At 59.3% G+C, this 24,401-nt stretch carries 15 protein-coding genes; 6 read left to right on the top strand and 9 right to left on the bottom strand.

Features of this window, described 5'->3' with window-relative positions:
- Nucleotides 1-5 precede the first annotated feature (5 nt).
- The 3 genes from aspT to ABH945_RS13540 all read left to right on the top strand — a co-directional run bounded on the left by aspT (nt 6) and on the right by ABH945_RS13540 (nt 4,814).
- A complete protein-coding gene (gene aspT, locus ABH945_RS13530) occupies nt 6-1,688 on the top strand; it encodes an aspartate-alanine antiporter (RefSeq protein WP_074763137.1) in 1,683 nt (560 codons plus the stop codon).
- A 90-nt stretch (nt 1,689-1,778) separates the two neighbouring features.
- Nucleotides 1,779-3,443 carry a bifunctional aspartate transaminase/aspartate 4-decarboxylase gene (locus tag ABH945_RS13535; RefSeq protein ID WP_074763138.1) on the top strand — a complete coding sequence of 555 codons (1,665 nt, stop codon included), beginning with the start codon at nt 1,779-1,781 and terminating at the stop codon, nt 3,441-3,443.
- A 147-nt stretch (nt 3,444-3,590) separates the two neighbouring features.
- Complete coding sequence (locus tag ABH945_RS13540; protein ID WP_429250810.1) at nt 3,591-4,814, top strand: pyridoxal-phosphate-dependent aminotransferase family protein; 1,224 nt, start codon at nt 3,591-3,593, stop codon at nt 4,812-4,814.
- A gap of 70 nt (nt 4,815-4,884) precedes the next feature.
- Here the strand turns inward: ABH945_RS13540 and ABH945_RS13545 are convergent, their stop codons facing one another.
- The 6 genes from ABH945_RS13545 to ABH945_RS13570 all read right to left on the bottom strand — a co-directional run bounded on the left by ABH945_RS13545 (nt 4,885) and on the right by ABH945_RS13570 (nt 13,846).
- On the bottom strand, nt 4,885-6,093 hold the full coding sequence (locus ABH945_RS13545) for a glycosyltransferase family 4 protein (RefSeq protein WP_429250811.1): 1,209 nt from the start codon (nt 6,091-6,093) through the stop codon (nt 4,885-4,887).
- Nucleotides 6,090-7,388 carry a hypothetical protein gene (locus tag ABH945_RS13550; RefSeq protein ID WP_429250812.1) on the bottom strand — a complete coding sequence of 433 codons (1,299 nt, stop codon included), beginning with the start codon at nt 7,386-7,388 and terminating at the stop codon, nt 6,090-6,092. The genes ABH945_RS13545 and ABH945_RS13550 overlap by 4 nt, the downstream gene beginning before the upstream one ends.
- A gap of 455 nt (nt 7,389-7,843) precedes the next feature.
- A complete protein-coding gene (locus ABH945_RS13555; protein ID WP_429250813.1) occupies nt 7,844-8,962 on the bottom strand; it encodes a glycosyltransferase family 2 protein in 1,119 nt (372 codons plus the stop codon).
- Entirely contained in the window at nt 8,881-10,041 is a 1,161-nt protein-coding gene (locus ABH945_RS13560; RefSeq protein ID WP_429250814.1) for a GNAT family N-acetyltransferase, read from the bottom strand. The genes ABH945_RS13555 and ABH945_RS13560 overlap by 82 nt, the downstream gene beginning before the upstream one ends.
- A 196-nt stretch (nt 10,042-10,237) precedes the next feature.
- Nucleotides 10,238-11,488, bottom strand: a complete 1,251-nt coding sequence (locus ABH945_RS13565) for a GNAT family N-acetyltransferase (protein ID WP_429250815.1) — start codon at nt 11,486-11,488, stop codon at nt 10,238-10,240.
- 117 nt (nt 11,489-11,605) lie between these two features.
- A complete protein-coding gene (locus ABH945_RS13570) occupies nt 11,606-13,846 on the bottom strand; it encodes a polysaccharide biosynthesis tyrosine autokinase (RefSeq protein ID WP_429250816.1) in 2,241 nt (746 codons plus the stop codon).
- Nucleotides 13,847-14,626: 780 nt separating this feature from the next.
- Here ABH945_RS13570 and ABH945_RS13575 point away from each other — a divergent pair.
- Complete coding sequence (locus tag ABH945_RS13575; protein ID WP_429250817.1) at nt 14,627-15,841, top strand: DUF1972 domain-containing protein; 1,215 nt, start codon at nt 14,627-14,629, stop codon at nt 15,839-15,841.
- 249 nt (nt 15,842-16,090) lie between these two features.
- Here ABH945_RS13575 and ABH945_RS13580 read toward each other — a convergent pair whose 3' ends face one another.
- A complete protein-coding gene (locus tag ABH945_RS13580; RefSeq protein ID WP_429250818.1) occupies nt 16,091-16,969 on the bottom strand; it encodes a GNAT family N-acetyltransferase in 879 nt (292 codons plus the stop codon).
- 973 nt (nt 16,970-17,942) lie between these two features.
- On the opposite strand from ABH945_RS13580, the gene ABH945_RS13585 reads away from it, so the two are divergent.
- The gene (locus ABH945_RS13585) at nt 17,943-18,842 is read left to right on the top strand and encodes a hypothetical protein (protein WP_429250819.1); all 900 of its coding nucleotides are present in this window, start codon (nt 17,943-17,945) and stop codon (nt 18,840-18,842) included.
- A gap of 208 nt (nt 18,843-19,050) precedes the next feature.
- Here ABH945_RS13585 and ABH945_RS13590 read toward each other — a convergent pair whose 3' ends face one another.
- Together ABH945_RS13590 and ABH945_RS13595 are read right to left on the bottom strand one after the other, a co-directional pair.
- Nucleotides 19,051-20,328 carry a lipopolysaccharide biosynthesis protein gene (locus ABH945_RS13590; RefSeq protein ID WP_429250820.1) on the bottom strand — a complete coding sequence of 426 codons (1,278 nt, stop codon included), beginning with the start codon at nt 20,326-20,328 and terminating at the stop codon, nt 19,051-19,053.
- A 911-nt stretch (nt 20,329-21,239) separates the two neighbouring features.
- The gene (locus ABH945_RS13595; RefSeq protein WP_429250821.1) at nt 21,240-22,451 is read right to left on the bottom strand and encodes an MFS transporter; all 1,212 of its coding nucleotides are present in this window, start codon (nt 22,449-22,451) and stop codon (nt 21,240-21,242) included.
- 414 nt (nt 22,452-22,865) lie between these two features.
- Here ABH945_RS13595 and xdhA point away from each other — a divergent pair, with 414 nt between their 5' ends.
- Nucleotides 22,866-24,395, top strand: coding sequence for a xanthine dehydrogenase small subunit (xdhA, locus tag ABH945_RS13600; protein WP_429250822.1), 1,530 nt, complete (start codon nt 22,866-22,868; stop codon nt 24,393-24,395).
- The last annotated feature ends 6 nt before the right edge of the window (nt 24,396-24,401 follow it).

Consider the following 24,401-nt stretch of genomic DNA (forward strand, 5'->3'; position numbering starts at 1 on the left):
GCACGATGGACTGGTTACATGACATCTTTCACAAATCACCCGAGATCGCGTTGTTTCTGTCGCTGGCGATCGGCTACTTCATCGGGCAGATCAACTTCGGCAAATTCCAGCTAGGCGGCGTGGGCGGTTCGTTGCTGGCGGCGGTGGTGGTCAGCCAGGTGGGCGTGACGATCGACAACGGCGTGAAGTCGGTGATGTTCGCCGTGTTCATCTACGCGGTCGGTTACGACTCCGGTCCTGGCTTTTTCAACTCGCTCAATCGCAAGACGCTGCGGGAAATCGCGATGGCGGTGTTTCTTGCCGTCTCGGCGCTGGTCACCGTGGTGATCTGCGCGAAGCTGTTCCATCTGAACAAGGGGCTGGCAGCCGGACTCGCGGGCGGCGCGCTGACGCAGTCGGCGATTATCGGCACGGCGGGCGACGCCATCGCGCGGCTCGGCTTGCCGGCGGATCAGGTGAAGTCGCTGCAATCGGACGTGGCGATTGCGTACGCGGTGACCTACGTGTTCGGCTCGCTCGGGGCGATCATCGTCTGCGTGAATATCCTGCCGAAGTTCATGGGGCAGGGCTTGCGGGAGGCGGCGATCGATGCCGAGCGCGATCTCGCGTCGGGCGCGTCGTCTAACGCGCCGGGGCAGATATCCGCGTTGCCCGAACTGGTGGGGCGCGTGTACAAGATCGACGTCAGCGCGGGCAAAACCGTGAAGGCCGTCGAGACCCAGCATCAGGACGGCCTGACGATCGAGCGCGTCAAACGTGACGGCCAGGTGCTCGACCCGACGCCCGATCTGGTCCTGCAACTGAACGACATCGTGCTGGTAGTGGGACGCCGCGAGGCGGTCGTCGCGTTCGGTGCGAACGGCAGCGAGGTGGCCGATTCCGAGGGCATCGGCATCGTCATGCAGACACGCGACGGCGTGTTCACGCGCAAAGGCATGAATCACACGACGATCGCCGCCGCGCGCCAGGTCGTGGATCGCGATATGCGCCACGGCGTCTACTTGCAGAACATCACGCGCGCCGGTCAGCCTCTGCCGATCCTGCCGGAAACCAAGCTCGAACATGGCGACGTGATCACCTTCTACGGCTCGCCGAAAGACACCAAGCGCGCCGTCGACGCAGCAGGCTACGAGTTGCCCCGCACGATCAAAACCGACTTCATCTACATGGGCGTCGGCCTCGTGCTGGGTCTGCTGATCGGCCTGATCGTGATCAACGTGGGCGGCATTCCGTTGACGCTCGGTTCGGGCGGCGGCTGTCTGCTGGCCGGTCTGCTGTTCGGCTGGATGCGCGGCAAGCATCCGATGTACGGCGTGATGCCGTCGGCCGCGTCGCGACTGTTGCAGGACTTCGGTCTTGCGGCGTTCGTGGTGGTGGTCGGCCTCAACTCGGGGTTGCAGGCAGTCGTGACGGTCAAGCAACTTGGCATCACGATCTTCCTGCTCGGCGTGTTCGTCACGTTGTTCCCGCTGCTGCTGACCATGCTGTTCGGCCGCTACGTCCTCAAGTACAACAATGCGGCGATTCTGGCCGGCGCACTGTCGGGCTCGCGCAGTGCGAACCCGGCGTTCGGCGGCGTGCTTGACAAAGCCGAAAGCGCGGTGCCGACCGTGCCGTTCGCGATCACCTATGCAATCGCAAACGTCGCGCTGACGCTGTTGGGGCCGCTTGTGGTCGGGCTCGTGTAGCGCCTGGTCAACCCTCTCTCTCACGCCGGCCGCAAGCGGTGCGACCGTCGCGGCACCGGCGTCTTTCATCTGCTTATTGGAGAACGCATCATGGCAAAGGATAAGGGCGACAAGAAGCACGCGGACATGGCGCAACCGGGTCTCTCCGCGCTCAGCCCGTTCGAACTGAAAGACGAACTGATCAAGGCCGCTGGCGGCGGCGCGGTGGAGCGGCCCGCCAATGCGTCGATGCTGAACGCCGGGCGCGGCAATCCGAATTTTCTCGCGACGATCCCGCGTCACGGCTTCTGGCAACTCGGGCTTTTTGCGATGCGCGAGTCCGAGCGCTCGTTCGCGTATATGCCGGAAGGCGTCGGCGGTTTCCCTAAGCGCGAAGGACTGACGGAGCGCTTCGATCTGTTCCTGCGCGAGAACAAGGGCGTGCCCGGGATCGACTTTCTGCGCGGCGCGATCTCGTACGTGCGCGATCAACTCGGTTACTCCGGGACCGACTTCCTGTACGAAATGTGCGAGGGCATTCTCGCGTCGAACTATCCGGTGCCGGACCGGATGCTCAAGATATCCGAGTTGATCGTCGGACAGTATTTGCGCAAGGAGATGATCGGCGATCATCCGTTTGTCGGCGAATTCGACGTGTTCGCGGTGGAAGGCGGCACGGCGGCGATGACGTACATCTTCAACACGATGCGTGAGAATCACCTGATCAAACCGGGCGACACGATCGCGCTCGGCATGCCGATTTTCACGCCGTATATCGAGATTCCGCGTCTGAACGACTATCAGTTGAACGTGGTGAATCTCGAAGCCGATGTCGCCAGTGGCTGGCAGTATTCGAAGAAGGAACTCGACAAGCTGCGAGATCCGAAGGTGAAGGCGTTCTTCCTCGTGAACCCGAGCAACCCGCCGTCGGTGAAGATGAACGACGAGAGCCTCGCCTACATCGCCGAGATCGTCAAGGAACGCCCCGATCTGATTCTGCTGACCGACGACGTGTACGGCACCTTCGCCGACGACTTCGTTTCGCTGTTCGCGCTCGCGCCGAAGAACACGATTCTCGTGTACTCGTATTCGAAATATTTCGGCGCGACCGGCTGGCGTCTGGGCACGATCGCGACGCATCGCGACAATGTGCTCGACAAGCTGATCGCCGAATTGCCGAAGGACGCGAAGAAGCAGTTGCACGAGCGTTACGAGTCGATCACGACCGAGCCGGACAAGCTGAAGTTCATCGACCGCCTGGTGGCCGACAGCCGCACCGTCGCCCTGAATCACACGGCGGGGCTATCGACGCCGCAGCAGGTGCAGATGGTGCTGTTCTCCCTGTTCTCGCTGATGGACACGCCGGACGCCTACAAGAACGCGCTGAAGCGCCTGATCCGCAAACGCAAGCAGGCGCTCTACGAAGAGGTGGGCATTTCGTTCGAGGACGACGATCCGAATCAGGTCGACTACTACACGATTCTCGACATCGAGTTTCTCGGCGAGAGGATGTTCGGGCGCGAGTTCGTCGAGTGGCTTTATAAAAACACCGAGCCGTCCGAACTGCTGTTCCGGCTGGCGCGTGAAGCGCGCGTCGTGCTGCTGCCGGGGCGTGGCTTCGGTACCCAGCATCCGTCGGGCCGGGTGTCGCTTGCCAATCTGAACGAGTCCGACTATCGGCAGATCGGACGCGCGCTGCGCAAGCTGATCGAGGACTATGTCGAGCAATTCAACGCGGCAACCGGCAAGAAGCTCGATAAAACCGCTGTGAAATAACGGCGCATTCCGCTGCGCGAACCGACAAGCATAGTCAAAAAACTTGCGCAATCGCGCGGATCGGTGAATGATCGGACGAGTGGCCTCACCGGCATCACGCTGGTGAGGCCATTCGTTCCTTAGCGTTCTGACATTCACGTACCGATCATGCCGACTCCCTCATCCCATACTGTTGCATCCGCAGTGCCCTGTCCGGTTGTCGAATCGCTCGACGCCATCCTCCCCGAAGAGCCGCTACTGATGATGGGCGCCGGCCCCGTGCCGATTCCCGCGGCCGTCGCCAAAGCCAACACGATCGTCATCAATCACCTGGGCGCGACGATGGTCAAGGTAATCGGCCAGGTGAAGACGATGGCGCGCTACGTATTCCAGACGCAATCGAAATGGGTGCTGGGCGTGGCGGGACCGGGATCGGGCGCGATGGAAATGGCGATCTCCAATCTGGCGTGGGAAGGCACGCGCGTGCTGTGCATCAAGAACGGCTTCTTCAGCGACCGGATGGGCGAGATGGGCCGCCGCGTCGGCGCGAAGGTCAGCACGCTCGAAGTGGACGACCGCACGGTGGCGAGCCTTGACCAGATCGCCGAGGCGATCCGCCGCGAGCGTCCCGAGATCGTGACCGTGGTGCAGGGCGAGACGTCGAATACGGTGTGGAACTACCACCTGAAAGATATCGCCGCTCTGGCGAAAGCAGCCGGCGCACTGGTGATCGTCGATGCCGTGTGCACGTTGAGCACGATGCCGCTCGAAATGGACGCGTGGGGTATCGACGCGGTGATCACAGGCGGGCAGAAGGGCTTGTCGTCGATTCCCGGCGTCTCGCTGATCGCGTTCTCCGACGCCGCCTGGGCGCGCGTCAAGGGACGCACCGCGCCGAATGCGCATTGGTGTCTCGATGCGTCACTCGCGGAAAACTTCTGGCATAACGCCGGCTATCACTACACGGCGCCGGTGTCGGGCGTGCTGGCCTTGCACGAAGCGCTGCGGCTGGTGTGCTCCGAGACGCTCGAAAAGCGCTTTGCGCGTCATTTGAAGTGCTCGCTGGCGCTGCAGCAGGGCGTGACCGCGCTGGGCTTGCAGTTGTACGCACCGGAGCCTTGCCGCCTGAATTCGGTGGTCGGAATCGAAGTGCCGGCGGGGTTGACTCCGGCGGATGTCTGTTCGCATATCTCGCGGCAGCATCAGGTGGAAATCTCGGGCTCGTTCGGGTTGCCAATTGTCCGCATCGGGCAGATGGGCGAGCAATGCCGCGAACACAATCTCTTCCGCACCGTACACGCGCTCGGCCGGACGATGGTGGATCTCGGCGTGAAAGTGGATCTGCCCGCCGGCGTCGCGGCACTCGAATTGGGTTTGTCCGAGGGCAAGTAGGCGCTACGACGTGGTGAACGACCGGGGCAGCGCGACTGGATGACATGCCGTCCGTGCTGCCCGGTCGACATCAGGCGCCGCGTAGCGAGTCGTACACATCGCGGATGCGCTGATAGTGCGTGTCGGCGGAAAATTCCTGTTCTGCCTTGCGCCGCGCCGCCTGCCTCATATCGGGTTTGCCGCGCTGCTCCCAGACGGTTCGCACCGTTGCGCAAAGCGCATCCGCATCGCCTGGCTCGACGAGATAGCCGTCCTCTCCCTGCGAGATCAATTCCGGAATGCCGCCCATGCGCGTGCCGATCACCGGCCGTCCCAACGCGAAGCTTTCCAGTACGGACAACGGACAGTTTTCGTACCATTCCGCCGGCAGGATTGATGCGACGGACTGCGCCACCATCGAATACAGTTCCGCGCCGTTCTTGAATCCGGCAAAGCGAATGTTGTGGCTCTCGGCGGCGAGTGCCTGGACTTCGGGAAGAAGCGCTCCTTCTCCAATCACAACCAGCGGGATATCTGGCATTTTCATGAACGCCTTGATCAGCGTCAGAATGCCTTTCACGCGCTCGATCCGTCCAAAGTAGACAAAGTAGCGACCGGATTCCGTGTGCGGCGTGAACTGCTTGATATCGATGAAATTCGGTACGACCGAAATCCTGCGCGGATCAATTCCGTTCTCCGACATCCGCGTGGCGCTGAATTGACTTACGGCGATGAATCTGTCGATCGCGTCGACACTGCCCAGCCAGCGCGAGACGTAAGACTCCGACATGGATATGGCACTTCGCAGATACGACCCGCGGTTGCACTTATTCACCACCGCGCGCCAATAATCTTTCCCGTGACATGCTTCGCATGGTACGCCGCCACGGTCGCAGGTATAGACGGGGCAGATCAGCTTGTAGTCGTGAGCGGTTTGAACAACGGGAATGCCCGCGTTCTTCAGGACCGGCAGGATCGACGACGTCAGCTTGCCGTAGTAAATGTGGAGATGCGCAATATCGAATCGCTTGCCGGAAACAAGCTTCTGAAGATTGTTTTTTGCAGCAGCCGAATAGTGAAACTTCACCACGTCCATCACCGATGGCGATTCGAAATCCGCAGCGGGTGGAAAGTGTGTCGCCCACTCCGAAGGCTGGTCCCTGTCGCTCTTCGCGCAAAACGGCACAACCAGATTCCCCTGTTGCGAAAGCAGCTCGCCCAGCGAGAGGAAATAGCGGTCCGAGCCACCTCTGACGAAGTGATTCTGCGATACGTTCAATACGTTCAATTGCGTGTTCATGATTTCCTCAACGCTTCATTTGCACTGGCAACTTCAGTGCCACGCATGTCTTCGGATTGATTGGCCCTGGAACGCCGCAGGCTGGTGGACAGCGCGCCTGCCGTGAAATAGAAGAACGACATCACCAGAAAGTTGTTGACGAGGTTGTCGGAGAAAAAGTAAATGAAAATAAAGACTGCGGGAATCGAAATGAAAAATCCACCGATCCTTTTTAGTACCAGGATGTTCAGCACGATAAAGCAGATGAACAGACCCGGGCCGAGTTCGAAGAAGAACCGGAGATAGTCGTTGTGCGGCACGAGATTCAGGTCGGTGAGTTTCACGCTGCTGCCGACGCCGAAACCGAATAGCTGGTTGATCAACGGGCCGTCCGTGTACAGGCTGATCAGATTGACCCAGTGCTTCAGGCGGAAGATCAGCGAAATGTCGCTCGTTTCTGCTGCGACATAGATCTGCCCATAGTCCATTTTGGCGAGTCCCCAGATTCCTCCGGACTCGGCCAGGACGCTGTTGAGCGAGCGCCATGCCGTCGTTGCCCGCGACAGGATCCCGAGGTTACCATCGAACTCGAAGTAAAAGGCAGCGCCCGCAGCTGCGGCGGCTGCACCGACCACCAGGTTACGCACGATGTTGAAGCCGGAATAGACGAGATAAAACGCGAACAAAATGGCCACCAATGCGCCCAGCGTCTTAAACGCTACGACGCTCACTGCGAGGTAAGCCACGATGATCCAGCGCCTGACGCCCCCCAGCATCAACGTCCATGCACTGACGACGGTAAATGCGACAGCGTTGTTGCGATTCGCGAAGAACGAGAGCGTCTGTTCGTTGAAGTCGCTGTTCGCGCCGCCGCCACGGTACAGATCGAACAGCGCGCTGAGTACAGGCAGTCCCACGAACAGCGCAACCAGTAGCCGGCTGGGCGCATTTTCGAAGTATTCCTCGTCGGTCGTTAATCCGGTGACATAGAACATGAAGATGGACAGTATCTTGATTGTCTCGCCGATCTCCGCAGTATCGATGTTGACCATCAGATTAGCCGCGGCGAAAAAAAGTACGAAGCCAATCAGGACGCGAGCACCATGTTCGAGCCGGTTGAATTGCCCAAGCAGAACCATGCCGACCCGCAATACCAACGCGAACGCGAAGCCATTGGCAACCAGTTTCAGGGCTTCGCTCTGACCTGCGAAAGCCCAAAGCACGAGAATAACGACATAGCCGAATTCCCATAACAGCAGCGATTTGTAGGAGAAGCCGCTGCGCGAGTACTCTCCACTGGCAATTCTGGCATTCATGCCATCTCCGATAAATGTGACGCTGGCCGGACGGCACAAGACATGCTGCGAGCCGCCATCAACTTGCATTGACCAGGCGGAACACGGATAGCAGGGGGACTGGCGGCACTATTGGTTCGTGCACATGCTGGGATGCTTCCGGTCCTTTATCTGCACCTGAACCGCATCGGAACGTGACGCCCGGCGCAGCCCAGCCGCTCTGGTCACCCCCGCGACTACCTGACCACCCGTTCTGCGCGGCGGCGCCGTTTTTCCGGGCCTGTCGGCAATTTGTCTGTCTTGTTGCCTGCCACTGTAGCCGCGTGTCGGACGGGGAACTGCGCGAAAGTGCACATTTTTCGAACAAACCTATGAGCCGCGTCGGTCATCGTGGAAAGCGCGGTCGTGACGCTGCCGTTTATCGATCGCCATGGTTCTGCGGTCCGGCCGCCAACCGGCCCCATCGCCTTGTTCGATCAGGCAGACGCGCCAGTCAGGATCAGCCGCCCGGCGTTCCGGGAAAAGGCGCAGAAAGCGAACCAGAGATAATCGAGACGACGATGTCCACGCAACTGGACGGCGCAACCGGCAATCCTGAAAAACAGCAACGTGTAGCGATAGAGATCGGGTAGACGTTCGAGACGCGGCCACAGAAAAGCCTTCAGCCGATCCGGATCGATCCGCACTCCCGCGTCAGACCAGTTGAGCAGTGCAATGGCCAGATGGACGCGCCGCTGCGGTTCGCGCGACGCACGACCGATCTGGGCATCGTGAATGCGGTAGCGGACGAGCGGTTGTCCGAGGTTGGATAGCTTGCCGTAGCGCCCCAGCACGGTCCAGAACTGATAATCCTCGGCGAACTGGTAGCCCGCGTCGTAGCGCAAGCCGTGATCGCGCAGTGTGCTGGCGCGGAGCATGACCGACGGGTGACCGAAGCACGTGCCGAACAGCAGCGCCGCCCGGCACTTGAGGTCGTCGCGGGGAAATCGCAGCAAGCCTTTCACCGCGCCGAACTTGATCATGTTGCCGCCGCAGACGACCACCTCCGGCTCCCGCTTGAGCGTCGCCAACTGGAGTTCGAAGCGATGTGGGACGGCAATGTCGTCCGCGTCCATGCGGGCGATGAATTCACCTCCGGCGCGATCGAGTCCGTAGTTCAACGCGGCGACGATGCCCTGGTTCGGCGTGTTGAACAGCACTATCCGCTTGTCGCGCTTCGCATAGTCTTCAACGATCTCGCGCGTGCCGTCGGTCGAGCCGTCGTTGATGATCAACAGCTCGAAGTCGGTCATGGTCTGGGCAAGCATCGAGTCGATTGCCTCGGCGATGTGTGCTTCGCCGTTGAATACCGGCAGGACGACGGAGACCGCCGGCTTTTTCTCCGGCGCGGCGGCCTGGCCGCGTGGCGTGTCGAACATCACCTGGCTCATCGCTTTCTCCTTATCGACGCCGCTCGCGCCGTCATCCTTACCGGCCCGCCGGGCCTTGCCGAAGCCGCCATTGAAGATGGCTGTCATGGTTGCGCTGCCTCGTTGCCTGGCTTCGCATCGAGGGCCGAGGCCTTTGCTGCGCCGGTCGGGGGCGCCGTGCGCCACGACTTCAATGCCTGAGTCAGGCGTTTGATGCCGAACGCGAGTACGCCGACCCGGGTCGTTGCAATCTGGAAACTCTTATTGGGCACGATATTTTTACCGCTCCAATAAGCTTTGAAGCGTTCGGTGCCGACGCCAAAATCGACATCTAATCCGAGATCGAAGGCGCGCTTCATACTGATCTCTTTCAGAAGCAGACCGGGTTCAAACTTCTCATACTTTCTGTCGAAAGCGCCGATCAGGTCGGTCAGGCACGTTTTGCCCATGCCGACGATGCTTGCCGCGATCGGCACACCGTCAAGCGTGGCGATGTACAGATATCCTTTCGACTGCTCATCGGTCGAGTGCAGCAGCGCCGCCAGATAATTGCGATACGTGGGCGCGTCGAGCCACGACGAAGTTTTCCCTTTGCTCGCGGCCCATTCGCGTTTGCGCTCGACCATCCAGTTGACCCATGTGTCGAACGAACCTGCATCTTCCGGTCCGAGCAGCCGGGCGACCAGCTCACCGTGTTGCGACAGCTTGCGAAACCGGGAGCCCGGTCGCTTTCTGTCGCGCGTTGCGAGGCTCGCGCAAAAAGTGTCCCAATTCTGGAAACGCGGGAGGATCGCTTTCATCGATACATCGCTCGACGACGCCATGACCCGCGCTTGCCTCTCCGCGAGTTCGTGCAACGGGTTGCCGACATCGACATAGGGCACCATGAAAATATCGGCCCCGCAGCGTTTGCAAGCGGCGTCCCACGCACTCGCGATGGCACGCGACGAGTGTGGACCCTGAGCTAACAGCATGCTGGTGTGCTCGATCGTGCCGGGCGTTAAAGGATCGAGCACGCTCCAGAACAGGCGTTGGTGGCTCACGAGCGGCCACACCAGCAGAAGTTTTCCGTTCTCCCGATAAACGATGCAACGCAGCTTCTTGCGTTGCGGCTGCGCGACCATGGTCCAGCAAAGCCAGCAGACAGCAAAGGCCTGAAAATGCAGACCATTGGCCTCGTTCCACAACTCATCCCATTCGACCTGCAATGCCTGCAGGTCGGCGGGATCGGCCACGATCGTGATCCCGGTGGTTCCAGCACCCATAAGTTTTCCTGCCTTTATAGCGTGCAGGCTATCTGAGGTCCGTTTCGAGTATTGCGTGGGAGGCCTCACTGCCGCACATCATGAATCGACATCGAATGCCGCGTGTTCACGTCGGCATCGGCTCACTTGCGGTCCGAACCGTCAATCTGACAACCTGCTACCCAACATGCGCTCTCTGGCGCCACGCCAGCGCTCGCTAGCTATATGAACTCTGTTGCTCCTGACCAAACTGCGGAGGACTCTCACGCCCGACCGGACGGGCTGCGTGATCGGCGTAGGCATCGCTCTCTTTCTGCGGCAAAGCGTGCGCGGATTTCGTACCGGCGGGGCTAGCCGGCTCGACACCGGACGGGAGCGCCTTGCGCCGCGTTTTCGCTGCATGGATCAGACGTTTGACGTGGAATGCGAGGACACCGACCGGGCTGGCCGCAATCTCGAAGCTTTCGTTCGACACGATATTCTGACGGCTCCAATACGCTTTGAAGCGCTCCGTGCCGACACCCAGATCGATATCGAGTCCAAGGTCGAAGGCATCCTTGATGGCCATTTCCCTGACGATCTGGCCCGGTTCGAATTTCGCATAACTCTGGTCGAAAGCGCCCATCAGACCTGTCATGCATGTTTTCCCCATCCCGACGATGGTAGCCGCCACCGGCACGCCGTCGAGGGTGAGGACGTACAGATGGCCTTTCGATTGCGCATCGGTCGAATTGAGCAGCGCTATCAGATAGTTGCGATATGTGGATCCTGCGAGCCATGTCGAGGCCATTCCTTTGCGGGACGCCCACTCGCGTTTGCGCTCCATCATCCAGTCCACCCATCGGTCGAACGAGTCTGAATCTTCCTGTCCGAGTCGTCGGGCGACCAGTTCTCCCTCCTTCGACAGCTTGCGAAGCCGCGCGCCGGGCCGCTTTTTCTCGAACGGTCCAAGGCTTACGCAAAACGTGTCCCAGTCTACGTCGCGCGGGAAGGTCGCGATCATCGCCACGTCGCTCGACGCTGTCATCACCCGCGCATGCCGCGACGCGTGCTGATGCAATGCGGTGCCGACACCGACGTAGGGCACCATTAAAGCGTCTCCGCCGCAGCGCTTCAGAGCGGCCTCCCAGGCGCTGGCGATCGCGCGCCTCGTGTGCGAGCCCTGGGCAACGAGCATGCTGGTGTGCTCGATCGTTCCGGGTGTCAGCGGATTGAGCACGCGCCACAAAAGACGGCGATGACTGACCAGCGGCCAGACCAGCAGAAGTTTTCCGTTCTCCCGATAGACGATGCAACGCAGGTTCTTTCCCTGTGGCTTTGCCACCTCCGTCCAGCAAGACCAGCACACGGAAAAGGCCTGATAGTGCAAACCGTTGGCCTCGTTCCACAACTCATCCCATTCGGCTTGCAGCGACTGAAAGTCTGCGGGATTCGATACGACGACAATTTCGGTGGTCCCAGCGGCCATGCATACCCCTGTATGGTGCGAAGCGATCCGAGGTCCCTTCGCACATTGCATGAATGTGCATCGTCACCGTGGGCCCCGAATCTGCGTCGAAAGTTGCCTGGTTAGATTAGTTGCAGCCTATTTACGATCTGACACGTAATCCTGTACATACGCCTGAGTGCCGTAGCGGCGGGCCATCGCGTAGTTCGTGATATGGACCTTGACGCCGTTGAGCAGAATGCCGTTGACCTTCGCGCCAGATTGCGCAAGCCGTTTGACCGATGCGTCGATCTCACCGGTGAGCGTGTCGCCGAAGCGCGCGACCAGGAAGATCGATCCGGCGATCGGCGCCATGACGCCGATGTCCGATACCGCAAGGATCGCCGGCGCGTCGATCAGCACCAGGTCGTAGTGCTCCGAAGCCTGCTCGACCGTTTCCCGGAAACGTTCGCTCATCAGCAGGTCGGCGGGATTCGGAGGGTATGCGCCGGTCTGAAGAAAATCGAGATTGCGCTGGACGTCCTTCGCGAGGACGTCTTTCATCGAGCGTTGACCCGACAGCACGTCGGCGAGACCTTCCCCGCGCTTCACGCCCAGATGTTGCTCGAGGCGGCCTTTGCGCAAATCGCCGTCGATCAACAGCACGCGCTTTCCGCCGGCGCTGAGCACCGTCGCCAGATTGGCCGAGAGAAACGATTTGCCGATGCCGGGCAGCGGCCCCGCCAGCATCACGACGTTGTTGCGTGCCCCGACGACAGCGAACTGCAGCGCAGTGCGGAACATGCGCAGACTTTCGATCACCGGGTCGCCTGGATAGCAGACGGCGAGGGGAAGCTGCTGTGGCTGGCCGGATTCGGCGCGCCGCATGATCGTGGTCTGTTTGTCGCTGAACGGAATCGTCGCGAACACGCTCAAGCCGGTATCCGATTCGATCTCGTCCGTGTCCGTCACGCCGCGGAACAGGCGGTCACGCGCCACGGCCAACGCTGCGCCGAGCAACAGTCCTCCCACGAGAGCCGCGGCCAGCACCAGCAGCTTGGTGGGTTTGACCGGCCGGATCGGTACCTCGGCCGGATCGACCAGTTGCACCGAGCCTGCGGTTCCCGCGCTCAGCACCTGCATTTCCTGAACCTTGGTGCGCATCGACGAATAAAGCTCTTCGCTGATACGGAGGTCGCGCAGACGCCGGAGCGCTTCCTGCTCGGTCATCGGCATCGCCTTGATCTTTTCGTTCAGGCGGTCGATGGCCTGCTGGGTCGTGCCAATCTGCTGGTCGATTGCGACAACGTCTGGGGACGTCGGAGCGAACGTGGCCATCTTCTGTTCACGTGCACGCCGCAAGGTCACCATCTGCGTGGTTTCATCGGTCAATTGCCTGGCCAGCAAATGACTCTCTTCGCTAATGTCGATGATCCCGTGCTCGTTGCGATAGCTGTTGTAAGCCGCTTCGGCGTCGTTGACCTGCGCCTTCATCGCCGGCAACTGCTCGTTCAGCCGCGCGAGCGTCGCCTTGGCGTTATCGGACTTGAGCTTGACGTTCCACTGCAGATACTGCTTGCCGATCTTGCCGATAGTCTGGGCGACCCGGTGCCGGTCGTTGCCTCGAAGCACCGCCATCAGCACGCCGGATTTGTTGCCTTCCTCGGTCACCTTGACCGTTTTCTGCAACTCGTCTACCACCAGTTGTTCAGCCTGACGCTGCAGGATGAATTCGGCATTGGGTTCACCGTCGAGCGACGTCACGCGCAGCGTGATCGGCCCTGCATGCGACTGGAAATGTTCGAGCGCGCCAACTTTGCCTTTAACCGGATCGGGCAGACCGGGGCCGAGGAGTTCGTACGCGCCGCCGGCCAGTGCTCGCAGCATATAGCGTTTGCCCTGGAATTTCTCGGGAACGTCAAAGTCGCCCACCACGACGCTTTCGCTTCCCCACACGAAACCTCCGAGACCGAGGAAGCCCGGAGTCGAGATGTCGTCGTTGAGTCGCGCGATCGCCGCGCCGAAGATCGGGAAATAACGGGGACGCGCATCGATGTAGAGCTTGTCCTCATCCACCGCTTCCCACAGGATGCTTCGTGACGTGAGCAACTGTGCTTCGCGGTCGGCCGACGACTTGTCATTGAAGGGACGTGACACGTAATTCAGCAGATCTTTCTGTGCCTCCGTCGGAGTATCCGACGACTGATCGATCTTGACCAGAATATGAGATTCGTAAACTGGTGGGCTGAAAAATACATAACCGCAAGCGAGCACAAACACGACGATCGTGGTAACCGCGATCATGGTTTTGTGATTGAGCAATGTTTCAATTAACGTTGTCAGCGTGATTTCATCAGAACGTGTCCGCCATTTGCCCGGTATCTGATTTTCGTTTCTCATGGCCACCTCGTTGAAGAATTGCCGCGTCTCTTCAGATTAATACGCAGCGCCTGACGGATTAAGCAGTCAATCAGGCCGTAATGGCCTAATGGGTCTTATGAAAAAGAAAATGAAAACTTACGATGCTGAAGGCTAGCATTCAAGTCCAGTAGGCTCTGCGTGCTAGGTCACATTGCCCTGAAGATTCGCTGAATTCAGCCTAAATCAGGCCCTATCGGCCCAATGCGATCGAGAGCAAAACCTTGGGCCGTCTCAATGTCACAAGCATGACAGAACCGCGCATAGCAGGTCTGCCTGCCTGCAATATTAATGTAAATAAATGTCGCCCGTATTTTTTAAATAGAAATCGACGTGAGAGTTCGCTAGCGCACATAGGTAAAAAATCGCTCAGTTCTATGATCGCTCCTGTCTGTTCTGAATAAATTGCCTAATTCCCTGTTGAATCGCTGCGCGTATATCGGCGAACGATGGCGGAATTGGCATGGTCGGCGAATTGAATAGATGAGTGGCGGCCGGATTATGTATGCCGGTTGGTCTGTACGCTTATTAAAATTCGCCGAAAAAATAAATGAAGAAGGTTTAACGCCGCACGTGGAATGAGCCAATCCGTATGCGTCATTAACGAGTCGACGTAAGCGCAAGTCAGAAACTTAGGCGAGTCGGTCTGCTGGCCGGGTCAGCGCTCGCCTGTCGAGGTGGTCCGCAATAAGTATGTGCTGCTGGTTCGGTCTATCGAGGGCCGTTCCCAAGACCTTGCTCTAAAGCGAGGCAGACATCCGTTTGCTTCGAAAACTGACATTGCGCCGTTGCGTTGGCATTGAGCCCGGAGCGAAATGTATGACAGCCAAAAAAACAATTGCCATTCTCGGCACGCGCGGCATACCCGCCTGTCACGGCGGATTCGAAACTTTCGCGGAGCGTCTCGCGCTCCATCTCAACGAACAGGGATGGATTGTGACGGTTTACTGTCAGGGCACCAAGGAGATGTCGAAGCCTGTGCATGACACGTGGAGAGGCATCCGTCGAATCACGTTTCCGGTGAGCCGCGAGGGAGCGGCCGCGACACTGGAGTTCGACTGGACCTGCGTGCGGGATGTTGTCAAGAACCCCCCGGGGGTCGCCTTGACGCTCGGCTACAACACGGCGATCTTCTGTATCTGGATGCGCCTGTGCGGTGTGAAAAACATCATCAACATGGACGGCCTGGAGTGGCGGCGCGACAAATGGCGCACGCACGAGCGGGCGTGGCTATGGCTCAATGAACGCATTGGCTGCTGGGTGGGGAACCACCTGATCGCGGATCATCCTGCGATCGCGGATCATCTGTCGACTCGCGTGTCGCGTAACAAGATCACCACAATCACGTATGGCGCGGATCACGTCGAGAAAGCCAACCGCGACAAGCTGGCGGATTTCTCGCTGGCCGCGGACAAATACGCGATCTTTATCGGCCGGCCCGAGCCGGAGAATTCGGTGATGGAAGTGGTTCAGGCCTTTTCGCGCAAACGGCGAGACGCCAAACTGGTTGTGCTTGGCAACTACGAGCCCAATCGACGGCCATATCATCGTGAGGTCATGGATGCGGCGAGCGACGAAGTCGTCTTCCCCGGGGCGATCTACGATACGGACATGATCCGGGCTCTGCGCTACCACGCGCGCTTCTATCTGCACGGACACAGGGTGGGCGGAACCAACCCGTCGCTGGTCGAAGCGATGGGCGCCGGGAGCGCCATCATCGCGCACGATAATCCTTTCAATCGATGGGTGGCGGGTTCGGGAAGCCGCTATTTCTCGTCGACGAATCAATGCGAAGATCACATCGAGGAACTGCTGAAAGACGATTCGGCCGTGGCGAAGATGCGTTCGGACAGCCGCGAACGCTTCGCCAGTACGTTCCAATGGTCCGGTGTGCTAGACGAGTACGAGACGTTGCTGGCGCGCTACTGCGTCAAGGCGGAAGAGCCGATGGCGCTCACGCCGGAAGAGCGGCTGTGAACTGAGAACCAGGATGTGGCGATGAGCTGAAGGGGCGCGTGCGCCCCTTTTTGCGTTGCCCCTGATGGATGAAAGGTATGGGACAAGGACGAAGCGTGGCGACGCTGGATCAGCGATGGAAGGGCAGGGCGAAGCGTGAGGAAGCCAGATAGATGCGAGAGAGCGAAAGTCGGAGCGAAGCGTGGTGGCGCCGGCTGGAAAACGGAAATTGCGACCCGTCGATGAGATTGCTCCGCTGTCTTCTTCGCCTCAGTCGGCGGAGGGAGCGCCGCCTTTTACGCGTTGCAGCAGATTGCCTGCCGATTCGACGGTCGCCTTGATATTCCGATGGATCTTGCGGAATGCCGAGTAATCGCTTCTCATGCGACGAATCTCGAAGCGGCGAACCAGCTTTCCGCCGAATCCGGAGAGGAACATCAGGATGCCCTGATTTGAAATCCCGTCAAAATCGAACACCAGTTGCCGCTCATGTGCCAGGCGGATGGCGGTCCAGATGAGAAGACTGACAGCGCCGCCGTGAGCGTCCTGTTTGCGCGACGAGAGGAAGTAATAGAGCGCCGTGTTATCGGCGACGACCGCGACCGCCGCCTGTAACTGGCCATCCTTGCCGTAGCACCCGAGGAGCTTGCCTGCGTCTCGCTTGATGACCTCGGCCAGCAGGCCTTCCATCATCGACGAGCCGTACATGTTGCGCTGTTGACGCACGCCAAGATTGGCATCATAGAAGCGCACGAAATCCTTCGCGCAACGGATTTCCTGAACGCTTAGTTGCTCGGACGCGCGACGAATCACATTGCGCGTATTTGGCCGCATGTGGGTCCACGTGTCCTGCTCGGCCTGCTCGGGGAAAATTTTCAGCGTGAAGTTGACGGATACCTTGAACTGATTGAAAGCAAACGCAATCGCTTCGGCCTCCGAGACGCGGGGGTCCATCTGCTGCTCAAAAAATGCGGAAGGCGGCAGTTGCTTGACGAGCTTGTCGCAGACGTTGAATCTATGGCGCCATTCATCGTCCGCGTTTCCGCCAGATGACCTGATCACGGGCCCGAGGCAACGCGTCAGCATTGGCATTTCCGAGACTTTCCAGACGCCTTTCGTCACCAGCAGATACGGCATTTCGCCGATCACTTCGTTTTTCTCTGACACCTGGGCGAGATGCCACGCGCCTCCGGTGGTCGCGTTGAGCCACCACGGCTCGTGGAAGATCGAGCGCTCGATGAGACCTGACCGCGCTTCCGGGACGGGACGCATGATAGCTGCCTCGCTGCCCGTACTCCTGAAATCCATGAAATGTCCGGTCGGGTTGGACGGATGGAATAAATTGATGGTCATCGCGTGCTGTTATCACTCGTCAGGGTTACAAAGGCCGAACCCCTTGCATGAGAGAGTTCGCCCGCGCTGTTGTGCGCTTCGCACACCTTGCAGAATTCAATCGACGCAGCCACCAGTCTTTACTCTACTCGCCGCTGGCTAGGATGATGTTTTCTTGGATTATAGGGAGGCTTTGGTTTAAAACCGTACGGAATCCCACAGTGGGGTTTAGCGAGTGATTCTGGATGAATAGTTTCTTCGTCCAGAAGTAATTACCTGCGCCGCAGAGGACTGCACAAACGCGGATTGCATATGACTAAAAGATGTCATCTGCGCCGGCGTCTGGCGATTAATGGCCAAAAGCACGCAAGTCGCGCGCTGTGAATCGATGCTCATGCGTAGGGCAAATATTCGGCTGGAGGCGGGCTGGAGACTGGACTCGCGATCCGTCCTGACTGCTGGGCATAAATCCTCGCGAACCGCCGCGACGGTTAAATCAAATCACATCCGGTTCATTTGAATTAAAGAAATCAAACAGTATCCGCATGGTGTCTGGGGATTGCTCGTTTCTCGCGTGCCGATTTTTCGGTCGAAACACGCGGGGACAGCTATTTTTCATTCTTATGATGTTTGCTATGCGAATGATATTAATTCTCGTAGTTACCTTCAGTCTTTATTAACTCATCGCAGCGGCTGCTACATTTTTTCCCGGCACAGTAGAATGCGGTTTCGAGCTCGCGATTCGGAAAACGACCGCAGTGCATCGAGAAGTCGACGGATCATCGGATGTATGGCTCAGAAGCAAATGGTCACAATGTGTTCCTGCGCTAACGGCTTAATTCGTCCGTGGGGGGCTCCAGATGTTTTCGCTTTTCTGTTGCGGGCAAGGCCGATCATGAAGGGTGGCGTGAAGCTTATCGTCTGTGCGAGTGTCGGGTGTGTTGGCACGGCGTCGTTGCTGCTTGCCACGGGCTCATCGGGTCAGTCATCACCTGCATTGCAAATGTCCGTCGCCACAGCGATACAACAAATGGAAATGGCACACGAGGCCACCCCGGGCGGTGTGCCGCGATCCTACGACTGGCAGGCGCGACCGGTAGTGCAGGCGGGCAATCGCCCGCCGAGCGGCTTTCATGCGCTCACCGGATGGGGCCAGATATTTGTCTCATCCAGTGCAGAGCCGGCGACGCTCAACGTGTCGCTCCGAAATTTTCGTACCTATCGTCTTTCCAGATCCGGTGATCTCGAGCTGATCCAGTCGACCAATACACTGGACGGCGCCCAGTTCAATCCTGACTATCGGAATAACGTGAACATCGAGGCGCAAATCGGTACGGACGCAAATGGCTACACCACCGTGGTGACAAATCCACGCGCAGCCTTTCATTTTTGGCCGTCCGCCGGCAAGGTGCGTTTTGACTCCCGAAACATGGCCGGAATCCTGGTGGCGGTAGAAGCGAGAATTAATCTGAAGGATGGGCAAGCCGCAGCAGACGTCGACAACAAATACGTTCTGTCCGTGGGTGCCGACTACTGGGCTGCTATCGACTCCACATGGAACCACTATCGCAGCAATGTCGGGGTTGCGATTGGACGGTTCCAGTTTCTGACTACCGAGTGGAAGTGCTTCACGATGACGACCATTCCCAAAGAAAACAGCGCAGCGTTGGCGATGCTACCGGCCTGCTAATGTGGAGCCGGGGGGCTCGCCGCATATCGCCAGGGAAACAACGCGCCCAGCAGGCGTCGTGCAGACCGGTGAGTGCGCGTTGTCTGAGCGGTTGATGCTCAAGTGTGCCGCGTCCACGTGGGAGGTATAGCTGAAGAAGCTGGAGGCGGGGCGGAGCGCCGTTCGGCTTGCAGACTTTTTTGGTCTGGCGGCACACAGCGCGCACGTTTCAAAGATTGGGATCGGCCAGCGAACTCGACGGTGACGGTTTTTCGAGCTTGCTGGACTGGTGCGCGTTCCGGCCATAAATGACAGCCCAGAAAACGATGAGCGAGACGGCCGTTGCAGTAGACGGCCCATACATGATCCACGCCTTCGGCATGATGAGCGGCGAGACCGCAATGGCAAGCAGCGTGACGCCCTGCTTGATCAGTATCAGCCGGTATTGGCGCGCGGCAATCAGCCAGGTTGTCAGACCGTAGTCCACGAACAGCACAATCGAGCAACCTGTCGCGTAGATCATCACCGCTGCGCCGGCTTCGAAGGCCGGCCCATAGATCGCCAGAAATACCCAGTGGCCGATCACCAGACTACCCATAAAAGCGACGGCACCGAGCGCGCCCAGATAAATGCCGAGCTTGAGCGCCTTCTCGCGAAGTTGTACGTCATTTCGCGCAATGAAAACCATGCCGGGTCCGAGCGCGAGCGAGAGCGCCGAGCCGACCGCATTCCATTGTTCGACTAGTGACGCCGCCGCAGAATAGACGCCGAGATCCGCTTTCGAGAGCAGCATGCCCAGCAGGACGCGATCGAGTTTCACGACCAGCATGCCTGCTGCGACCGCGGGCCAGAATTTGAGTCCGCGAACCAGCAGCGTCTTCGTCACCATTTCGTCGCCGTTCAGCGATTTCGGCTTGCTGGTTGCCAGCTTGCTGTAGCGGAGGAAAGGGCCGCCGGCAGAGACAATGGCTTCGATGGGCCATGCGATCGACGCGAAGAGCGGGCCGGCCGAAGCATGAGCGGCCATGAACAGCCACGCCACTCTCACGACGCTGGCCAAGGTTCTCGCACGGGTGACGATCCACGGACTTTTCTCGGCATATGCCATGAGCGAGCCGAGCGAGATCGGCTCGATAATGAGCAGCACACTGGCCACGATGGCCAGTTCGGCACTGGAGCGGGACATCAGAAACCAGACCCCCACGCAAAAGGCCAGCATGATGCAAAGCGTCGACAGCAGCCGCAGACGAAACGCACGGTAAAAGACGATGTGGCGCATCCGCGGATATTTGCCGAGGATCGGCGCCACGGATTGAGCACTGAACAACAGGGCGGCGCTGCCGGCGACGGCCGAGAGCGATAACGCGAATTGCAATTCGCCGAACGGGCCCGCGCCGTAGATCTTCGCGAAAAGATGGTTGCTGGCGACAGCGGCGACGGCAGCCACGATTTTTTCCAGCAACACGCCCGTCAGCGACGAAAAAAGAAGCACGTTGAGTGGTTTCACGATGCCCCTTCAGCTTTCATTGCATGAAGGCGCGCCGAGCAAACGGAGTCGGATGCGATCGGATGAAGACACACGGAAATGAAGCGAACTCATACGGTCCCTTGTCATTTTCTAACGTTGAGTGCTGCTGCGAACCACGTCCATCGGAAGCGAGCACGGGCGAGAGAGGGAAAATATCCCTTTAGTCTGATCGGTGGGTCTCGCAGTGAATGCGGTCATGCAAATTCATTCTGATCGACATCTGCGCTAAACGCCGACGAAATGGCGAAGTTTTTTGAGGAAACTGTACGCATGCGGGGCAGCGTGTTGAGCGATGCGGATTGTTTGCTGTGCTCTCGGAGCTGTTGATGAATTTCATCTAACCAGCCGCTACCTGAAGTGGATCTTAGCGGATCGTTCTGATCGGCTGATTGATTAGGTTCACTTATTATCATTTCAATTCATTACATTTTTTCGACCGACGAATGCGACATCTCCTTCGGCATGGCTGACCCATGTCGACCTGTGCGTGTCGCAGTGACTGCGCAAGTTCATGGTATGGACGCTCGCTACCCCGGAAAGCGGCAAATTACTTTTCGGTTTAATCTCGCCTGAAAAGCGCGAGTACCCGATTTATTCGTCGGACAACCTTGGTGAACGTTCTACTCGATCCAACTCCGACTGCATATAGGAGCTTTGAAACCTTATAACTTGTGGTATTTCGAGAGAATGTTCCCTGCCGCACACTATGGCGCGACAGTCGGAATCATGGATTTTGAGGGAACGTTTGCGCGGTCGAACGTATAGGGACGTTGAGCGCGATCAGATCTATAGTTTCCTGCGCGAGAACGGACAGGACGGGCATTACATTGCGATGCGCGGTTTTCTCGCGCAAGGATTAACGATTTCCTTGCGCGAAAACTTACCAAAACTTACGGCGTAATGGGCAAATTATTTTGTCTGGTATTACGCAGATACAGCACGGTGGACAAACCCACCGCCGCCGCAGCGGCAATCGCCGCAAACAGAAACACCGAGCCATAGCCGAATTCACCGGCGATATACCCGGCGAGCGGCCCGGTAATCCCCAGCGACAAATCGAGAAACACCGAATACGCGGACAATGCCGCGCCGCGGCTGGCGGGCGGCACCAGCCCGACCGCTTCGACGCCGAGCGCCGGGAATACCAGCGCGAAGCCGAAGCCGGTCAACGCCGCGCCGGCCAGCGCGATATGCGGCTCGGGCGCGAGCCACAGCATCAGCAGACCCGCGCATTCGAACGTGAACGAAGCAATCGCGACGCGAAAGCCGCCGTAGGTCTTGATCGTGTTGGCGAACAGCAGGCGCGCGCCGATGAACAGCGTGCCGAACACCGTCAGCGACAACGCCGCGTTCGGCCAGTTTTTCGCCGCGTAGAACAGCGTGATGAAAGTGGCGATCGAACCGAAGCCGGCCGAGCCGAGCGCGAGGCCGATACCGTGCGGCAACACGCGCGTGAACACGCTGCGATACGACATCCGCTCGCCATGGACGATCGGCACCGGCGCAATCGGACGAGCCAGGTAGAAGCCGAGCGCCGCGAGCAGGATCACCAGAATGCCCAGCGCCGCAAAACCGACCGAGTGCGAAATCGCGACGCCGAGCGGCGCGCCGATGGCCAGCGCGCCGTAAGTGGCGATGCCGTTCCACGAGATCACGCGGGCGTTATGGTGAACGCCGACCCGGCCGATGCCCCATAGAATCGCGCCCGTGCCGCACAGACTTTCGCCGAAACCCAGCACCAGCCGGCTCAGCACCAGCAGCGTGAGGCTCACCACCGGCCAGCGTCCGCACAGCACGGCGAGCAGCAGCAGAACGCCGCTTGCGCCGCAACCCATCAGGCCGATCGACACCGTGCGCTTCGGCCCGAGCGTATCCGCCGAACGACCGGCCAGCGGGCGCGATGCGAGCGTCGCCAGGTACTGGACGCTGATCGCCGCGCCTGCGAGCACGACGCTAAAACCGAGGTCGCCGTGGACGTAGCCCGGCAGCACCGCGAGCGGAATGCCGATGGTCAGGTAGCAAAGAAACGTGAAAAAAACGACCGGAATGATCTGCAGGGTCGTCGCAAATTCGCTGCGAGGTGGCGCGGAGTCGGTGGACATGGGGAAAACGAGACTTGAAAACGGCGGGAAGCCGTGATTTTCCCATGGAACCGATTCTCTTGCAGGGTTTGCTTAATTTTTAATCCCACCAATCAGGATTTTTGGACTCTTATAGTGGGGAGTTTTGCGCGGCAAAACCTCTCCTATTGACCCGCGATCTCCCGCGAACTTGCAAAAAACGCTTATCCAGGCTGGCCGTTAATCTGTAAAAAATATAAAAATACGGCGAAAATTCCATTTCGACATAAGCTCATCGGCTTTCAAATCTATCTCGATATCGTTTTGCGGATATGTCCCGCATGCGATCCGAGCTATGGGTTGGTTTTATTGACGGTGATAATTTTCGAATCGTCACCGCAGCACGTCCGCCCATCCGCATTCCGCACGGACACAGAACAAACGAGAGTAAGAGACATGACTGAGCCGATTCGCTTCTACCACCGCAACGCGATCCGCGAGATCAAGGACGCGCCCGTCACCCGCACGGTGCTCCAGTATCTGCGCGAAGACGCGCATTGCACCGGCACCAAGGAAGGCTGCGCCGAAGGCGACTGCGGCGCGTGCACGGTCGTGCTCGGCGAGCGCAACGCGGCGGGCGGGGTCGACTTCAAGGCGGTCAACGCGTGCATCCAGTTCGTGCCGACGCTCGACGGCAAGGCTTTGTTCACCGTCGAGGACTTGCGTCAGCCGGACGGCTCGCTGCATCCGGTGCAGGAAGCGATGGTCGAATGCCATGGGTCGCAGTGCGGTTTCTGCACGCCCGGTTTCATCATGTCGATGTGGTCGCTGTACGAAAAGCACGGTCACGAACAGAGCTGCGCGAACAAAACCGTGCCGTCGCGTGAAGCGATCGGCAACGCGTTGACCGGCAACCTGTGCCGCTGCACCGGTTATCGACCGATCGTCGATGCGGCCGTGCGCATGTTCGAAGCGCCGGCTCCGAAAGCGCCGGTCAATGTTGCAGCCCTGGCCGATAAGCTCGCCACGCTCGAACGCAAGGACACCTTTCACTACCAGCACGCGGGCCAGCAGTTCGCCGCGCCGCGTACCGTCGACGCCCTCGCGAAGCTCAAGCAGGCCGAGCCCGGCGCGCGCATTCTCGCGGGCAGCACGGACATCGGCTTGTGGGTCACGAAGCTGATGCGCGAGTTGGGCAACATCGTCTATGTCGGGCAGATCGCGGAATTGCAGAAGCTCGAAACCGGCGATGACTGGATCGAGATCGGCGCGGGCGTGAGCGTCGAAAAAGCGTACGCGGAAATCGCGAAGCAGTACCCGGAACTGAACGAAATGTGGCAACGCTTCGCGTCGCTGCCGATCCGCAATGCGGGCACGCTCGGCGGCAATATTGCCAACGGTTCGCCGATCGGCGATTCGATGCCTGGCCTGATCGCGCTGGGCGCGCGCGTGATCGTGCGCGGCGGCGAGATCGAGCGCGAGATGCCGCTCGAAGACCTGTACCTCGCGTATCAGAAGAAGGACATGGCAGAGCACGAGTTCGTCGTCGGACTCAAGGTGCCGACGCGCACCGGCGCGCGTCAGAACCTGCAATTCCGTACTTACAAGCTGTCGAAGCGCTTCGACTCCGATATCTCGGCGGTGTGCGCGGCGTTCTCGTTTATCGCCGACGGCAACGTGATCCGCGAGCCGCGCATTGCGTTCGGCGGCATGGCCGCGACGTCCAAACGCGCGACGCACGCCGAAGCCGTGCTGCGTGACGCCGACTGGCACGAAGCCACCGCGCAGGCCGCGATGATCGCGCTCGGCAACGACTACGCGCCGCTGTCCGACATGCGCGCGACCAGCAACTATCGTCTTGAGGCCGCGAAGAACACGCTGTACCGCTTCTGGCTCGAAACGCGTCCGAACAATCCGCTGCCGAAAAGCGCGCTCGACGTGCGCGCGGTTGCCGCGGCGTGCGCGCCTGCTGGCGCGAGCGTCTGAGTCGCG

The sequence above is a fragment of the Paraburkholderia sp. GAS333 genome (genome assembly GCF_050435665.1).
Classification (GTDB): Bacteria; Pseudomonadota; Gammaproteobacteria; order Burkholderiales; family Burkholderiaceae; genus Paraburkholderia; species Paraburkholderia fungorum_A.

Excerpts from the sequence above, each read along its gene's own strand:
- aspT (WP_074763137.1), top strand. The coding sequence starts at position 6 with ATGGACTGGTTACATGACATCTTTCACAAATCACCCGAGATCGCGTTG.
- ABH945_RS13535 (WP_074763138.1), top strand. The coding sequence starts at position 1,779 with ATGGCAAAGGATAAGGGCGACAAGAAGCACGCGGACATGGCGCAACCG.
- ABH945_RS13540 (WP_429250810.1), top strand. The coding sequence starts at position 3,591 with ATGCCGACTCCCTCATCCCATACTGTTGCATCCGCAGTGCCCTGTCCG.
- ABH945_RS13545 (WP_429250811.1), bottom strand. The coding sequence starts at position 6,093 with ATGAACACGCAATTGAACGTATTGAACGTATCGCAGAATCACTTCGTC.
- ABH945_RS13550 (WP_429250812.1), bottom strand. The coding sequence starts at position 7,388 with ATGAATGCCAGAATTGCCAGTGGAGAGTACTCGCGCAGCGGCTTCTCC.
- ABH945_RS13560 (WP_429250814.1), bottom strand. The coding sequence starts at position 10,041 with ATGGGTGCTGGAACCACCGGGATCACGATCGTGGCCGATCCCGCCGAC.
- ABH945_RS13565 (WP_429250815.1), bottom strand. The coding sequence starts at position 11,488 with ATGGCCGCTGGGACCACCGAAATTGTCGTCGTATCGAATCCCGCAGAC.
- ABH945_RS13570 (WP_429250816.1), bottom strand. The coding sequence starts at position 13,846 with ATGAGAAACGAAAATCAGATACCGGGCAAATGGCGGACACGTTCTGAT.
- ABH945_RS13585 (WP_429250819.1), top strand. The coding sequence starts at position 17,943 with ATGGCTCAGAAGCAAATGGTCACAATGTGTTCCTGCGCTAACGGCTTA.
- ABH945_RS13595 (WP_429250821.1), bottom strand. The coding sequence starts at position 22,451 with ATGTCCACCGACTCCGCGCCACCTCGCAGCGAATTTGCGACGACCCTG.
- xdhA (WP_429250822.1), top strand. The coding sequence starts at position 22,866 with ATGACTGAGCCGATTCGCTTCTACCACCGCAACGCGATCCGCGAGATC.